Source organism: Oxalicibacterium sp. (assembly GCF_057353965.1).
This window is the reverse complement of record NZ_JBMQZD010000001.1, coordinates 610,797-625,643: the sequence shown is the minus strand read 5'-3', so window position 1 is coordinate 625,643 and position 14,847 is coordinate 610,797. Positions and strand designations below refer to the sequence as shown.

General features: G+C 57.4%; 13 protein-coding genes and 1 tRNA gene. 6 read left to right on the top strand and 8 right to left on the bottom strand.

Translation table 11 applies throughout. From position 1 onward, the window contains the following. Positions 1–56 precede the first annotated feature (56 nt). Positions 57–1,361: an oxalate/formate MFS antiporter gene (oxlT, locus tag ACO1VH_RS03105; RefSeq protein WP_486242360.1), complete on the top strand. Its 1,305-nt coding sequence runs from the start codon at positions 57–59 to the stop codon at positions 1,359–1,361. A 134-nt stretch (positions 1,362–1,495) separates the two neighbouring features. Further along, the gene (gene ggt / locus ACO1VH_RS03100; RefSeq protein WP_486242359.1) at positions 1,496–3,091 is read left to right on the top strand and encodes a gamma-glutamyltransferase; all 1,596 of its coding nucleotides are present in this window, start codon (positions 1,496–1,498) and stop codon (positions 3,089–3,091) included. A gap of 38 nt (positions 3,092–3,129) precedes the next feature. Here ggt and ACO1VH_RS03095 read toward each other — a convergent pair whose 3' ends face one another. Together ACO1VH_RS03095 and ACO1VH_RS03090 are read right to left on the bottom strand one after the other, a co-directional pair. Continuing rightward, complete coding sequence (locus ACO1VH_RS03095; protein ID WP_486242358.1) at positions 3,130–3,828, bottom strand: GntR family transcriptional regulator; 699 nt, start codon at positions 3,826–3,828, stop codon at positions 3,130–3,132. A gap of 199 nt (positions 3,829–4,027) precedes the next feature. Next, positions 4,028–4,102 (bottom strand) — tRNA-Arg (locus ACO1VH_RS03090). A gap of 182 nt (positions 4,103–4,284) precedes the next feature. Between ACO1VH_RS03090 and ACO1VH_RS03085 the strand changes: the two genes are divergently transcribed. Then, on the top strand, positions 4,285–6,195 hold the full coding sequence (locus ACO1VH_RS03085; RefSeq protein WP_486242356.1) for an ATP-binding cassette domain-containing protein: 1,911 nt from the start codon (positions 4,285–4,287) through the stop codon (positions 6,193–6,195). A gap of 52 nt (positions 6,196–6,247) precedes the next feature. Here the strand turns inward: ACO1VH_RS03085 and ACO1VH_RS03080 are convergent, their stop codons facing one another. Both ACO1VH_RS03080 and murJ read right to left on the bottom strand, forming a co-directional pair. Beyond that, the gene (locus tag ACO1VH_RS03080; protein WP_486242355.1) at positions 6,248–7,087 is read right to left on the bottom strand and encodes a SirB1 family protein; all 840 of its coding nucleotides are present in this window, start codon (positions 7,085–7,087) and stop codon (positions 6,248–6,250) included. Between the two features lie 47 nt (positions 7,088–7,134). Next, positions 7,135–8,685, bottom strand: coding sequence for a murein biosynthesis integral membrane protein MurJ (murJ, locus tag ACO1VH_RS03075; RefSeq protein WP_486242353.1), 1,551 nt, complete (start codon positions 8,683–8,685; stop codon positions 7,135–7,137). Positions 8,686–8,954: 269 nt separating this feature from the next. On the opposite strand from murJ, the gene rpsT reads away from it, so the two are divergent. Then, the gene (gene rpsT / locus ACO1VH_RS03070) at positions 8,955–9,218 is read left to right on the top strand and encodes a 30S ribosomal protein S20 (RefSeq protein WP_486242352.1); all 264 of its coding nucleotides are present in this window, start codon (positions 8,955–8,957) and stop codon (positions 9,216–9,218) included. Between the two features lie 105 nt (positions 9,219–9,323). Here rpsT and ACO1VH_RS03065 read toward each other — a convergent pair whose 3' ends face one another. The 3 genes from ACO1VH_RS03065 to cspE form a co-directional block, all read right to left on the bottom strand. Continuing rightward, positions 9,324–9,776 (bottom strand): DUF192 domain-containing protein, encoded by a 453-nt coding sequence (locus tag ACO1VH_RS03065; protein WP_486242350.1) that lies wholly within the window; start codon positions 9,774–9,776, stop codon positions 9,324–9,326. 76 nt (positions 9,777–9,852) lie between these two features. Next, on the bottom strand, positions 9,853–10,434 hold the full coding sequence (locus ACO1VH_RS03060; protein WP_486242349.1) for a pseudouridine synthase: 582 nt from the start codon (positions 10,432–10,434) through the stop codon (positions 9,853–9,855). 91 nt (positions 10,435–10,525) lie between these two features. Continuing rightward, positions 10,526–10,729, bottom strand: coding sequence for a transcription antiterminator/RNA stability regulator CspE (gene cspE, locus ACO1VH_RS03055; RefSeq protein WP_486242347.1), 204 nt, complete (start codon positions 10,727–10,729; stop codon positions 10,526–10,528). A gap of 364 nt (positions 10,730–11,093) precedes the next feature. On the opposite strand from cspE, the gene clpS reads away from it, so the two are divergent. Further along, positions 11,094–11,402 (top strand): ATP-dependent Clp protease adapter ClpS, encoded by a 309-nt coding sequence (gene clpS, locus ACO1VH_RS03050; protein ID WP_486242346.1) that lies wholly within the window; start codon positions 11,094–11,096, stop codon positions 11,400–11,402. Continuing rightward, complete coding sequence (gene clpA / locus ACO1VH_RS03045; protein ID WP_486242344.1) at positions 11,399–13,702, top strand: ATP-dependent Clp protease ATP-binding subunit ClpA; 2,304 nt, start codon at positions 11,399–11,401, stop codon at positions 13,700–13,702. Before clpS ends, clpA begins: the two co-directional genes overlap by 4 nt. 98 nt (positions 13,703–13,800) lie before the next feature. On the opposite strand, the gene ACO1VH_RS03040 is transcribed toward clpA, so the two are convergent. Continuing rightward, positions 13,801–14,841, bottom strand: coding sequence for a quinone-dependent dihydroorotate dehydrogenase (locus tag ACO1VH_RS03040; protein WP_486242343.1), 1,041 nt, complete (start codon positions 14,839–14,841; stop codon positions 13,801–13,803). Between the last annotated feature and the right edge of the window lie 6 nt (positions 14,842–14,847).

Below are 14,847 nucleotides of genomic sequence, written 5' to 3'. Positions count from 1 at the left end.
GTCAGTAATCGTCATGTGATGTGAGGCGTAGTTGGACCCTGATTATTGGAGGCTCTATGAATCATGCAAATACCCATCCCGCAACGATGACGGCAGCAATGGCGACCAGTACGCGATGGTGGCAGCTTTTCTTTGGCGTGGTGGCGATGATGGCGATCTCCAGCCCGCAGTACGTCTGGGCGCTGTTTACGACGGAATTGACGTCGATGCTCGGTGCGACGTTGCCAGAAGTGCAGGTGACGTTTGCGATCCTGATCGTCGCGCAGACTTTTCTCTCGCCATGCCAGGGATTCCTGATCGACAAGTTCGGGCCACGCCTGCTGCTTTCGGCGGGTGCGATCCTGACGGCGCTGAGCTGGATCCTGGCATCGCAGGTGACTAGCGTCTGGGGTCTGTATCTGACCTACGGCCTGCTGGGCGGTGTGGGTACCGGCATCATCTACGTCGGCGTCGTCGGCCTGATGGTGCAATGGTTCCCTGATCGGCGCGGTTTCGCGGTCGGCATGGTGGCAGCCGGCTACGGTTTTGGCGCGATCCTGACGACGTTTGCGATTTCGTCGCACATCAAATCGTCCGGCGTGCCGAGCACGCTGATCACTTTCGGTCTGATTCTCGGCGTGGTCGGCTTCCTGGCTGCGCAGGGCATGCGCCGTCCTCGGGGCGGTGAAGTCACGGAGCTGGCCGAGCGGTTCAAGCCTCCTGTGACCAATACGGAAAGCGCGCACAGCTACCAGCCGGCGGAGATGCTGAAGAAGCCGATTTTCTGGCTGCTCTTCATCATGATGACGATGATGTCCACGTCTGGCTTGATGGTCATTTCGCAGATGGGTGCGTTTGCGAAGGATTTCGGCGTGCATGATGCGATGGTGTTCGGCATGGCCGCGCTGCCGCTGGCATTGACGATCGACCGTTTCGCCAACGGTCTGACACGTCCGTTCTTCGGTTGGGTGTCTGATCGTATCGGACGCGAGAATACGATGTTCATCGCATTCGGCATGGAAGGCGTGGCGATGACGTTGTGGCTGATGACGACGGATAACCCGGTGCTGTTCGTGCTGTTGTCGGGCGTGGTGTTCTTCGGCTGGGGAGAGATTTTTTCGCTGTTCCCGTCGATCCTGACCGATACTTTCGGCACCAAGCATGCGACGACGAACTACGGTTTTCTCTATATGGCACAGGGTGTGGGATCGGTCATCGGCGGTCCGCTGGCGGCGATACTGCATGACGCGACCGGTTCGTGGACGCCGGTTTTTGCAACTGTGATCTGCATGGACTTTGCCACGGCAATTCTGGCAATGGTCGTATTGAAGCCGTTGCGCAGAGGTTTTCTGGAACAAACCAGAAAACTCGCCGGGCGATAGACGACACGGTTAGCCATTGCATGCCTGGAGGAAGGATGTTTTCTCCTCCAGGCAACATTCGGAAAGTTTTGTTTTCGTCCTCTCTCCGTTCGCGGAGAGATTGGTTTTTTTATTGATTTTTTAAGGTTTGAAACATGCTTAATACGACCCACGCTACTCGTGGTATGGCGGTTGCGCCACATTCACTTGCATCGCAAGCTGCCTTGGCAGTTCTGAGGGAAGGCGGCAACGCCATTGAAGCAATGGTTGCAGCAGCGTCGACCATTGCCATCGTTTATCCCCATATGAACGGTATCGGTGGCGATGGGTTCTGGGTAATTTCCGAACCGGGTAAACCGGTCTTGGCGATTGAAGCATGCGGTGTCGCGGGCGCCGCGATATCACAAGAGTTCTATAGCAGCCGCCAGCTGACCAGCATTCCCATGCGTGGCCCGATTGCGGGTAACACGATGGCCGGCACCATCAGCGGCTGGCAGGAAGCGTTGAACATCAGCGCGGGCTGGGGCGGCAAGCTGCAGTTGTCCGACTTGCTGAAAGACGCAATCCATTATGCGGAAGAAGGCATTGCCGTCACTGCATCGCAGTATGCGAGCACCAGTGCCAAGCTGGATGAATTGGTAGTGCAGCCGGGTTTCAAGGAGACCTTCCTGGTAGACGGCAAGATACCGTCTGCAGGTAGCCGTTTCGTGCAGCCGCGCCTGGGCAAGACGTTGCGCAGGCTGGCTGCGGACGGATTGGACAGCTTCTACCGCGGCGCATTGGCCGAAGACATTGCAAAGGATCTGGCAGAGATCGGCAACCCGATTACGCTGGAAGACTTCCGCGCCTATCGCGCGCGTACCTGCGAAGCGATTCATCTGGATCACAGCGTAGCGGATATTTACAACACGGCGCCGCCGACGCAAGGCGTGATTTCGCTGATCATTCTGGCGATTCTGGACAAGCTGAATCTCAAGCAATATCAGCAGGACAGCCCGGAATACATTCATCTGGTGGTAGAGGCGACCAAGCAGGCCTTTGCCATCCGCGATCAGTACGTTGGCGATCCTGCCTACATGAAGGTCGATCCGCAGTCGCTGCTGACGGAAGAGTTCCTTGCACCGTATGTCGCGAAGATCAGCATCGACAAGGCACAGCCATGGGGCAAGGGTAAAGGCCCTGGCGACACGATCTGGATGGGTGTGATCGACGGCGAAGGACGCGCGGTCTCCTTCATTCAAAGCATCTATCATGAATTTGGCAGCGGTGTCGTTCTGTCACGCACCGGTATCAACTGGCAGAACCGCGGCTGCTCGTTCTCGCTGGACCCGGAGCATATCAATTGCCTGATGCCGGGGAAAAAACCGTTTCACACGCTCAATCCTGCATTGGCCCGTTTCAAGGACGGACGAACCATGGTGTATGGCACGATGGGCGGGGACGGCCAGCCGCAGACTCAGGCTGCCGTATTTACCCGTTACGCCATCTTCAACCAGTCTATCCAGCAGGCGATTACCGCGCCGCGCTGGCTGCTGGGCCGTACCTGGGGGAAAAGCTCGGAGTCTCTGAAAGTGGAGAGCCGCTTTACCGAAGGTGTCATTCGCCGTTTGCGCTCCCTGGGACATGAAGTGGACGTGCTGGCTGACTTTGACGAAATGGTCGGCCATGCAGCCGCAATCGTGCGCGATCCGTCGGGGGTGTTCGAAGGTGGATGCGATCCGCGCAGCAACGGCGGCGTTGCCGGGTTCTAAACCGGCATGAGGAGCATGGGGTGATGTAGCGCGAAGCGTTACATCCCGCCCATGAAGTGCAGCGTCTTGCGCGTGTATTCCTCGACGTAGTCGATCAGCTTGTCTGCCGCATCGCGTGCGCCGGGTTCGTCGTTGGCGGCGATGGCGCGTGCGATGCCGGCGTGCAGTGTTGCCACGCGTTGCAGATCGCCGAACCGCTTGAAGTGCAGATACCAGAAACGTCGTGTCTGCGCCTCGATCGGGCCGATGGCGTAGGCGAGATATTTGTTCTGTGCGGTATCGATGCACAGGCCGTTGAATTCCCGATCCGTTTCGATGAACAGTGTGCCGTCGTCCTGCCGTGCGGCACGATCGAAGTCGTCTGCCAGCCTGAGGAAGGTCTGGCGTTGATCGTCCATCGCCAGACGCGCGGCACGGCCGGCGATGATCTTTTCCAGTTCGCGTCGTACTTCGATCATGTTCAACTGATCGGCCAGATCGATCTCGGATACGATGACACCGGAGCGCGGCAGAATCTTCACGTTGCCTTCGATGGCCAGGCGCTGCAGCGCTTCGCGCAACGGTGTACGACCGAAACCGAGCGAACGGTTCAACGCCTTCTCGGAAATCTTGCTGCCCGGCGGCAGCTTCAGCGTGACGATCATCTCTTCCAGGATGCGATAGGCCATCTGGGCCTGGTTCTCGCCATTCCCTTCCATTTCAGATTGCAGTGCCTGTATCTGTTCTTCCGTGATCATGTGCTCAGCCCCGATATTCCGCTCCGATTGTCGTCGCTGTTGATGGACGGTATCGATTATACGTTTGCCGCCGGAACAAGGGCTTTTTTGATGCAGGAAGAAATATCTGTCGTACGAATAGCGAATGGAAGTCGTGCTGCTTGCGATGCGCAGATCGCATCAGGAAGCGGCCGGGTAGTTTGACGGGAGAAGCTGGGTCTGGTCCCGCCGACAGGAATCGAACCTGTATCTAGCGCTTAGGAGGCACTCGTTCTATCCATTGAACTACGGCGAGACGCGGGGAGACGGGCGGCGTTGCTCGTCGTTTCCGTCCGGGATTATAGCCGATGGCATGTGCAACGACGGTATGGAATGCGCGTGTGGAATGACGTGTGCGGTCGCAGCTGCGCTGCGCGACCGGTACAATGTGAACTTCGTTGTCCAATCGCGTGTCATGCGCGCCTCTTTTCCTTTCTTATGGCAGTCATTTCCCTTTCCGATGCGCAGCTGGCGTTCGGCCATGTTCCTCTGCTCGACCATGCCGAGTTTTCCCTTGAAGCAGGCGAGCGCGTCGGCCTGATCGGACGCAACGGCACCGGCAAATCGTCGCTACTGAAGATCATCGCCGGCAGTTCGCGGCTGGACGATGGCTTGCTGGTCATGCAGCAGGGCATCAAGATCGCCTACGTCGAGCAGGAGCCGCAGTTTGCGCCGGACAGTTCCGTCTTCGACGCGGTAGCTTCCGGCATGGGCGATCTGCAGGCGTTGCTGGCCGAATACGATGGGCTGACGCAACAGTTCGGCAGCGGCGATGACGATGCATTGATGGCGCGCATGCATGACATTCAGGTCAGACTGGATGCAGCCGATGCCTGGAATCTGAACCACAAGGTGGAAGCCACGCTCGATCGTCTGAACCTTGTCGGCGATGCGGCGATGGGCACCTTGTCCGGCGGCATGCAGAAACGCGTGGCGCTGGCGCGCGCCTTGGTTGGTGCACCGGATGTATTGTTGCTGGACGAACCGACCAACCATCTGGATTTCACTTCCATCATGTGGTTGGAGGGATTGCTGCGCGAATTCAGGGGCAGCGTGCTCTTCATCACGCACGATCGTCGATTTCTGGATAACGTGGCGACCCGCATCATCGAACTGGATCGCGGCCGGCTGCTTTCCTTCCCGGGGAATTTCAGTACCTACCAGGCGCGCAAGGAAGAGTTGCTGGCGAACGAGGAGGTCGAGAACGCCAAGTTCGACAAGCTGCTGGCGCAGGAAGAAGTGTGGATACGCAAGGGCGTGGAAGCACGCCGCACACGCAACGAGGGCCGCGTGCGCCGGCTGGAGGAATTGCGCCGCATCCGTGGCGACCGGCGCGAACAGCAAGGGCAGGTCAAGCTGGATATCGCGACCGGCGATCGCTCGGGCAAGATCGTGGCGGAACTTGAACATGTGAACAAGGCGTTCGGTGACAAGGTCGTCGTGCGCGATTTCAGTACAACCATTCTGCGCGGCGACAAGGTCGGCCTGATCGGACCGAATGGCGCCGGCAAGACGACGCTGCTGAAGATCATCCTCGGCGAGGACGCGCCGGACAGCGGCACGGTCAAACAGGGTTCGCGCCTGCAGATCGCCTATTTCGACCAGATGCGCGCGCAACTGAACGAAGAAGCCAGCCTGGCCGACACGATTGCGCCGGGCAGCGATTGGGTCGAAATCAATGGCCAGCGCAAGCATGTGATGACGTACCTGTCCGACTTCCTGTTCGCGCCGGAGCGGGCGCGTTCGCCCGTGAAGTCGCTATCGGGCGGTGAACGCAACCGCCTGCTACTGGCGCGCTTGTTTGCCAAGCCGGCCAATGCGCTGGTGCTGGACGAACCGACCAACGATCTGGACATCGATACGCTGGAATTGCTGGAGGAACTGCTGGAAGACTACAAGGGAACGGTTTTCCTCGTCAGCCACGACCGAACTTTCCTCGACAATGTGGTGACGCAGGTGATCGTTGCCGAAGGCGACGGGCGCTGGCAGGAATACATCGGCGGCTACAGCGACTGGGAACGCGTGCGGCCGGCAACGCCGGCGGCAGTCACGTCACCGAAACCGGCTCCCAAGGCAGAGGCAAAACCCGCGGCACAGGCGACTGCGCCTGCCGCGAAGCCGAAGAAGCTCAGCTACAAGGAGCAGCGCGATCTCGAACAGTTGCCGACGATGATCGCGCAACTGGAAGAAGAGCAGAAGGGCATCACGGAAAAGCTTGCCGATCCGGCCTTGTACACGCAACAGCCGGATGAAGTGAAACGCCTGAATCAGCGTTTCGAAGAAATCGATGCGTCGCTGCTGGAGATGCTGGAGCGCTGGGAAGACATCGAAAAGCGCGCAAAAGGATAACGGCATCAAGCCGGCAGCATGCCGGCACCTGCGAACGGCGGTACAGGATGATTCAGTTCATCCTGTCGATCGCATCCCGCAGTTCCGGCAGTCTTGCCTGTACCTCTGCCGCATCCATCGCATACGGGCGTTGTGCGAGATAGGCCTCCAGATCCTGCAATGCCGCCTGCGGGCAATCCAGATGCGCGAATGCCAGTCCGCGATCGCGGCGCTCGGTAATGTCGTGCGGCAGCAGGACCAGCAGTCTTTCCTGCACGGACAGTAAATGCTGCCAGCGTTTTTGCTGCATGAACAATGCCTTCAGGTTGCGCAGCATGCGTACCAGGATGTCGCGCGGCGTGGCTGACGACAGATAGGCGCCGAGCTGGAAGTCGTCGGGAAATTCCTGTTGCAGGATGTAAGGTTCGACGCGCTCTTCCAGTTCCTCGCGCGACAGGCTGGTGCCGTTGAACGGGTCCAGCACGACCTGCCCGGATTGCACCGACAGTTTCATCAGGAAGTGGCCGGGGAAGGAGATGCCCTGCACATCCAGATCGATCTGCCGCCCGAGTTCCATGTACACGACGGCCAGCGAGATCGGAATGCCGCGTCGCGTGTGCAGCACGCGGTGCAGATAGCTGTTGTCGGGATTGTAGTAATCGTTGACGTTGCCGCTGAAGCCGAGCTCGTTGTAGAAGTACTGGTTCAGTACGCGCAGCTTTTGCAGATTCGATGCATCGGCCGGCAGTCGCTGGCGCAGGCGGTCGGCAAGCTCGTCGATTTCGGTCTGGGGCTCGTCCAGATCGAGATTCGGATAGACGTCTTGTGCGATCGACAGCGCGGCCTCGAAGAGCGGGATGCTGTCGTCCTGTTGCACGAGCATGGCAAAGTATTCAAGGGACTGAGTCGTCATATGCCTCCCATTCGATGAGAACGCCATGTCAGTCACATGTTACGCGATCAATTTGCAATGCGCTTGAAATCCCGAAAACGAAATCCCATGGCCAGCAACGCGCCGAAGTAGCTGATCCCGCAAGCCGCGAGAACCAACACCAACGCGCCGACACGCTGGAACGGCACCGCGTGTAACGCTACCCAGTCGAACTGGGCCGCCGTCCATGATGCGACGCCGGCCATCAGTAGCAATGCACCGGCCAAGCGAATGAAGAAGATGCGCCAGCCAGGCAGTGCCGTATAGATGCCACGGCGACGCAGGCCCCAGTAGAGGAAGCCTGCATTCAGGCATGCGCCCAATCCGATCGACAGCGCCAGCCCGGCATGCGCGAACCATGGAACGAAAACCAGATTCATCAACTGCGTGGCGATCAGCACGCCGACGGCAATTTTGACCGGTGTCTTGATGTTTTGTTGGGCGTAGAAGCCGGGCGCCAGAATCTTGACGAGAATCAGGCCGAGCAGCCCGACACCGTAGGCAACCAGCGCCTTCGACGTCATCGCAACCGACAGCGCATCGAATTTTCCGTAATGGAAGAGTGTCGCCGTCAGCGGCTGCGAAATCGTCGCCAGCCCGACAGCGCAGGGCAGCGCCAGTAAAAAGGTCAGCCGCAGCCCCCAGTCGAGCAGCGCCGAATATTCTTCCTTGTTGCCTTCGAAATTCGCCTTCGACAAGCTGGGCAGCAGGATGGTCCCGAGCGCCACGCCCAGCAGTGCCGTGGGAAATTCCATCAGGCGATCCGCATAAGACAGCCACGACACACTGCCGCTTTGCAGCCGCGAGGCGATGTTCGTATTGATCATCAGACTGATTTGCGCGGCAGAAACGGCAAAAACGGCTGGCCCCATCTTGCGCAAAACCTTGCGCACGCCCTCATCGCGCAGGCTCGTCAGCGGATTTATCGCGAGCCGCGGCAACATGCCGATGCGCATCAAGGCGGGAATCTGGATGGCCATTTGCAGAATGCCGCCGATCAGCACGGCAATCGCCATCGCATAGATCGGTTGTTGCAGGTGCGGCGCCAGAAAGAGTACCCCGCCGATGAAAGTCAGGTTCAGCAGCACGGGTGTGAATGCCGGAATCTTGAATTCGCGCCAGGTGTTCAGAATGCCGCCGGAAAGCGCGACGAAAGCCATGAAGCCGATATACGGAAACATCAGGCGCGTCATCCAGACGGAGGCATCGAATACTTCCTTGTTGCCCTTGAGTCCGGTGGCGATCAGATAGATGATGACTGGTGACGCAACGATGCCGAGCAGGCAGGTCGCCAGCATTGTCCATATCAGGACGGTTGCCACATGATCGACCAGGTTCTTGGCGGCTTTTTCGCCTTGCTGGCTTTTGTATTCGGCCAGAATCGGGACGAAAGCCTGGGAAAAAGCACCTTCGGCGAACAGGCGGCGCAACAGATTGGGAATGCGGAAGGCGATGTTGAATGCATCGGTATAGGCCGACGCGCCGAATGCACGGGCAAACAGAATCTCGCGGATCAGTCCCGTCACACGAGAAACCATGGTCATGCCGGAGACTGCTGCAAGCGTTTTGTGCAAGTTCATGGAGCGCGATTATAGTCTGTCGGCCGCCGATGATGGCAGCTTGGAGGTCGGGCGACCGGAGCAGTCAGGATCGAAGAATAATGATTTTTTGATATTTTTCCTGCATTTCCCTTCGAGGAAGCGCGGAGCGGCAGGGAAGCAACATTCATTTGCCCGATCTGCAAAATGCCGCTATAATCCAATGCTTTACCGAATTCCGTCTCACTTACGGATGCGTACTTTGCAAATGCGTGCAAATGCGTGTCGACCAGTTTTAGGATAATTTATTCATGGCAAATACCGCACAAGCACGCAAACGCGCTCGTCAGGCAGTCAAGCTGAACGCTCACAATTCCAGTCAGCGTTCCACCTTGCGCACCGCTATCAAGGCTGTTCGCAAGGCAATCGATGCAGGCGACAAGGCTGCAGCTTCCCAGGTTTTCCTGGCTTCCGTGTCGACGATCGATCGTATCGCTGACAAGAAGATCATCCACAAGAACAAGGCAGCTCGCCACAAGAGCCGTCTGGCAGCTGCCCTGAAAGCACTGGCCTAAGCAATTTTGCTCTGATCGCCATCCGGCGATCGGTACATGAAAATCCCGCCTGATGTAATGCATCAGGCGGGATTTTCTTTTGGTGTTTTCAGAAGAAATTGCCAATCAACGTGCCGGCGGCAATCCGTCGATGATGGCACCGGGTTTGATATTTCTGCTCTTGAACCAACCGGCATTCATTTCCAGCGCGTAGTACACCTGCCCTTTGGAACAATGCGATTCCAGTGATTGCGGTTTCATCTCTTCAATGTTTGCAATCCGTCCGTTGCGGTCAATGAAGGCGACCGAAAGCGGGATCAGCGTATTTTTCATCCACATGCAGGCACTGGCCGGTGCGCCGAACAGGAAAACCATGCCTTCGTTCGTCCCCATACTTTCGCGAAACATCAGCCCCTGCTCGCGCTGTGCCGCGCTGGCAGCCACTTCTGCATGAATGACATTCATGCCGGCCGTCAGCTGAATGACAGGGAATTTCGTGATTTGCTGGGCAAATGCGGTAGGAAGCGCAACGGCTGCGAGTGCGAAGGCTGTTGCATATGCACCAAAAAATTTTTTCATGAGTGACGGTTGCAAGTTGAAGGGCATCGGCGAGTGTAAAGGAAAAGCGTGATCTCCGTTTTGAGGTGCGGGCGCATTATTTTCGGACGGAAGGGGAATCGAATCCAAGTTCCGCTACCGAAATTTCCCGCCATTCGCCGGGCCACAACGGGTGTGTCTGTAGCGAAACGGGGCCGATGCCGATGCGAATCAGCCGCAAGGTGGGAAAGCCGATCGCACCAGTCATGCGCCGTACCTGTCGATTCTTGCCTTCGGCCAGTGTAATCGCCAACCAACTGGTGGGGATGTCGGCGCGCGCACGAATCGGCGGATTGCGCGGCCATAGCCAGCCTGGTTCTTCGACGCGTCGGGCATCGCAGCCTTGCGTGACGAAGTCACCAAGATCCAGCGGCGCGCGCAGTCGCGTGAGCGACGCGGTATCCGGTATGCCTTCCACCTGGGCCAGGTAGGTTTTCGTCTGTTTGTGATCGGGGTGGCTGATCTGATGCTGCAATTTCCCGTCGTCCGTCAGCAACAGCAACCCTTCGCTGTCGGCATCGAGCCGGCCGGCGGGATAGATGCCGGGGATGTCCAGGTAGTCGGCCAGGGTGTCGCGCGTGGGGTGCGGCGAAAACTGGCTCATGGTCTGGAAAGGTTTATTGAACAGAATCAGGTGCATGGGCGCAATGATAGGTGGGATGCAGGCAGTCGAATATTCCATTGCCATAAAAAAACCCCGCCTTGGCGGGGTTTTTGTAAGCCACAACAAATCAAGGAGTTTGAATGTTGGAAGCTTGCTTGCCTTTAGGGCCTTGCGTGACTTCGAACTGGACTTTCTGACCTTCTTTGAGCGTCTTGAAGCCGTTCATCTGGATTGCGGAAAAGTGTGCAAACAGATCTTCGCCGCCGTCGTCCGGCGTGATAAAGCCGAAGCCTTTAGAATCGTTGAACCACTTGACTGTACCTGTTGCCATAAAAAGCGTCTTTCTTGATATAGACTTAATCACACGAGCCGCAAAAGTAAGAAGCCTCGCCTAACCGTTGCCCCTTCTTAGAACTTGCTCACTTCTTTTTTTATTGACACCGCAGATGTTGTCAAGGATGTCAATAGATTCATTCTTTACGTAAAAAATGTAAAAGTCAAGAAGTTTTGATGGCGATTTTACAAGTCTGTTTCGACCTCGAAAGTATCCCTAAAACGACTGTCCCGCCCCTTGATTTTGGCTCGTCTAGCGTCATCTGCATCGACAGAAGAAAACGCGTAAGATTTGAACTGACGATTTATTTCTTCGCTCTTCCGGGCATTGTGCGTCTGGGCGAACGTATTAGAATAAGCCTATGACAATCAAGCATGACGAAGGAACGGTTCTTCAGCGGCAGGAGCAGAAACTCAAGCCGCCGTCGATGTACCAGGTGTTATTGCTGAACGATGACTACACGCCGATGGAATTCGTCGTGATGATTCTTCAGGAATACTTTAATAAAGATCGTGAGAATGCGACGCAAATCATGCTCATGGTTCACCGCGACGGAAAAGGGATTTGTGGCGTTTATCCAAAGGATATTGCGTCTACAAAGGTTGAGCTGGTTTTGAACCACGCCCGAAAGGCGGGACACCCCCTGCAGTGCGTGATGGAGGAAGTATGATTGCGCAGGAATTGGAAGTCAGTTTGCACATGGCGTTTGTCGAGGCAAGACAGGCGCGTCATGAATTCATTACCGTCGAGCATCTGCTGCTGGCATTGCTCGACAATCCGTCAGCGGCGGAAGTCCTGCGCGCCTGCGCCGTCAATATCGACGATTTGCGCAAGACGCTGACGAACTTTATCAACGACAACACGCCAACCGTGCCGGGCACGGCTGAGGTGGATACGCAGCCGACGCTGGGATTCCAGCGCGTGATTCAGCGCGCGATCATGCACGTGCAGTCTGCGTCCAACGGCAAGAAGGAAGTGACCGGCGCGAATGTGCTGGTCGCCATCTTCGGCGAGAAAGATTCGCACGCAGTTTACTACCTGCACCAGCAGGGCGTAACGCGGCTGGACGTCGTCAATTTCATTTCCCACGGCGTACGCAAGGATCAGCAGCCTGATGCGCAGAAGGCATCGGAAGGCGCGGAAGATGCGGCACCGGTCGAAGGCCAGCAGAAGGAAAGTGCGCTCGACCAGTTCACCCAGAATCTGAACAAGATGGCCGCCGAAGGCAAGATCGATCCGCTGATCGGTCGCGAGGGCGAGGTTGAACGTGTGATCCAGACGCTGTGCCGCCGTCGCAAGAACAATCCGCTGCTGGTCGGCGAAGCCGGTGTCGGCAAGACGGCGATCGCGGAGGGGTTGGCATGGCGCATCACGCAGGGCGATGTTCCTGAAGTGCTGCAGAATGCAGTCGTTTATTCGCTCGACATGGGTGCCTTGCTGGCCGGTACAAAGTATCGCGGCGATTTCGAGCAGCGCCTGAAGGCCGTTCTGAAACAGCTGAAGGACAATCCGAGCGGCATCCTGTTCATCGACGAGATTCATACGATCATCGGTGCCGGCTCGGCGTCGGGAGGCACGCTGGACGCATCCAATCTGCTGAAGCCGGCATTGTCGAACGGCCAGCTGAAATGCATCGGCGCGACCACGTTCACCGAATTCCGTGGCGTATTCGAGAAGGATCATGCGCTGTCGCGTCGTTTCCAGAAGATCGACGTCAACGAGCCGAGCGTCGAACAGACCGTGCAGATACTGCGTGGCCTGAAGTCGCGTTTCGAGGAACATCACGGCGTCAAGTATTCGTCTTCCGCACTGAGTTCGGCGGCGGAGCTGGCTGCGCGCTACATCAACGATCGCCATTTGCCCGACAAGGCGATTGACGTGATCGACGAAGCCGGCGCGGCACAGCGCATCTTGCCGAAGTCGAAGCAGAAGAAGACGATCGGCAAGTCCGAGATCGAGGACATCATTTCGAAGATTGCGCGCATCCCGCCGCAAACTGTCAACCAGGACGATCGTTCGAAACTGCAGACCATCGAGCGCGACTTGAAGAACGTCGTGTTCGGACAAGATCCGGCGCTGGAGGCATTGGCGTCGGCGATCAAGGTCGCGCGTGCAGGCTTGGGCAAGGCGGACAAACCGATTGGCGCTTTCCTGTTCTCTGGTCCGACGGGTGTTGGTAAAACCGAAGCTGCCAAGCAGCTGGCCTTCATCATGGGCATCGAGCTGATTCGCTTCGACATGTCGGAGTACATGGAACGCCATGCGGTGAGCCGTCTGATCGGCGCGCCGCCGGGATACGTTGGTTTCGACCAGGGTGGCCTGTTGACCGAGGCGATCACGAAGAAGCCGCATGCGGTGCTGCTGCTCGACGAGATTGAAAAGGCGCATCCGGATATCTTCAACATCCTGCTGCAGGTGATGGATCACGGCACGCTGACCGACAACAACGGTCGCAAGGCGGACTTCCGCAACGTGATCATTGTCATGACGACCAATGCCGGCGCGGAAAGCCTGCAGAAGCGTTCGATCGGCTTTACCGAGAAGAAAGAAGCCGGCGACGAGATGGCCGACATCAAGCGGATGTTCACACCAGAGTTCCGCAATCGTCTGGATGCGATTATCAGCTTCCGTGCGCTGGACGAGGAAATCATCCTGCGTGTGGTCGACAAGTTCCTGATGCAACTGGAAGAGCAGTTGCACGAGAAGAAGGTCGAGGCGATCTTCAGCGAGAACCTGCGCAAGTTCCTGGCGCGCAAGGGCTTCGATCCGTTGATGGGTGCGCGGCCGATGTCGCGCCTGATCCAGGACATGATCCGCAAGGCGCTGGCCGACGAATTGCTGTTCGGACGTCTGGTTTCCGGCGGCAAGGTGACGGTCGATCTCGACGACAAGGAACAGATCAAGCTGGACTTCAGCGAAAGCGATACGACGCCGCCGACGGCTGCACCGGAAACGGTGGAAGTGGAATAAGCGCCAGCCAGACTGTTCACATGCAAAAAAGCCCAAACATCGTTTGGGCTTTTTTATTACCGGCCACCAGTCGTGGTGCGGTGAATACGATGGGGCGATTACCGTCCATGCAGGGAGGCCGCGCATTCCCGCACCAGAGCCGGACCTTGATAGATCAATCCCGTATAGAGCTGGACCAACGAGGCTCCTGCCTCGATTTTTGCTTGAGCGTCGTCACCGGAAAGAATGCCGCCGACGCCAATGATAGGTAGCGCATCTCCCACTTCCTTCTTCAATGCACGAATCACGGCATTCGAGGCTTCGAAAACCGGTGCGCCGGAGAGTCCGCCGGTTTCTTCGGCATGTTTCAAGCCCTGCACGGCTTCGCGACTGATCGTGGTGTTGGTGGCGATGATGGCATCCATCTTGTGATGTAGCAGCGCTTGCGCGATCGTCTGGATTTGTTCGTGATCAATATCCGGTGCAATCTTCAGCGCGATCGGCACGTAACGTTTGTGTTGATCGGCCAGGCGCTGTTGCGCATCCTTCAGACGGGAGAGCAAACCGTCGAGTTCGGATGCGCCTTGCAGTTGTCGCAGATTCTTTGTGTTCGGCGATGAGATGTTGACGGTCACATAGCTTGCATACGGATAGACCTTCTGCAGGCAGATCAGGTAATCGTCGACCGCGCGTTCGATCGGCGTATCGGCATTCTTGCCGATGTTCAGGCCGAGCACGCCTTCCTTGTTCTGGTAGAAGCGCGAAGCCTGGACATTGGCAACGAAGGCGTCGACGCCGCCATTGTTGAAGCCCATGCGATTGATGATCGCCTTTGCGGCTGGCAGACGAAACATGCGTGGCAGCGGATTGCCCGGTTGCGGGCGAGGCGTGACTGTGCCGACTTCGATGAAGCCGAAGCCCAATGTTGCCAAGCCGTCGATGTAGGCGCCATCCTTGTCCAGTCCCGCAGCCAGTCCGACCGGATTCGGAAAGGTGATGCCCATCACGGTGCGCGGATCATCGGTCGGGCGCGTGAACGAGGATGTCAGGCCCCACGATGCGGCGCGGCGCAGAGCCGGCAAGGTCAGATTGTGAGCTGCTTCCGGATCGATGGAAAACAGGAAGGGGCGAGCAAGGGAATAGAAAAATTTTTCGGACACGATGTA

Coding starts and splice junctions, on each gene's coding strand:
- oxlT (WP_486242360.1), top strand. CDS start 57: ATGAATCATGCAAATACCCATCCCGCAACGATGACGGCAGCAATGGCG.
- ggt (WP_486242359.1), top strand. CDS start 1,496: ATGCTTAATACGACCCACGCTACTCGTGGTATGGCGGTTGCGCCACAT.
- ACO1VH_RS03095 (WP_486242358.1), bottom strand. CDS start 3,828: ATGATCACGGAAGAACAGATACAGGCACTGCAATCTGAAATGGAAGGG.
- ACO1VH_RS03085 (WP_486242356.1), top strand. CDS start 4,285: ATGGCAGTCATTTCCCTTTCCGATGCGCAGCTGGCGTTCGGCCATGTT.
- ACO1VH_RS03080 (WP_486242355.1), bottom strand. CDS start 7,087: ATGACGACTCAGTCCCTTGAATACTTTGCCATGCTCGTGCAACAGGAC.
- murJ (WP_486242353.1), bottom strand. CDS start 8,685: ATGAACTTGCACAAAACGCTTGCAGCAGTCTCCGGCATGACCATGGTT.
- rpsT (WP_486242352.1), top strand. CDS start 8,955: ATGGCAAATACCGCACAAGCACGCAAACGCGCTCGTCAGGCAGTCAAG.
- ACO1VH_RS03065 (WP_486242350.1), bottom strand. CDS start 9,776: ATGAAAAAATTTTTTGGTGCATATGCAACAGCCTTCGCACTCGCAGCC.
- ACO1VH_RS03060 (WP_486242349.1), bottom strand. CDS start 10,434: ATGCACCTGATTCTGTTCAATAAACCTTTCCAGACCATGAGCCAGTTT.
- cspE (WP_486242347.1), bottom strand. CDS start 10,729: ATGGCAACAGGTACAGTCAAGTGGTTCAACGATTCTAAAGGCTTCGGC.
- clpS (WP_486242346.1), top strand. CDS start 11,094: ATGACAATCAAGCATGACGAAGGAACGGTTCTTCAGCGGCAGGAGCAG.
- clpA (WP_486242344.1), top strand. CDS start 11,399: ATGATTGCGCAGGAATTGGAAGTCAGTTTGCACATGGCGTTTGTCGAG.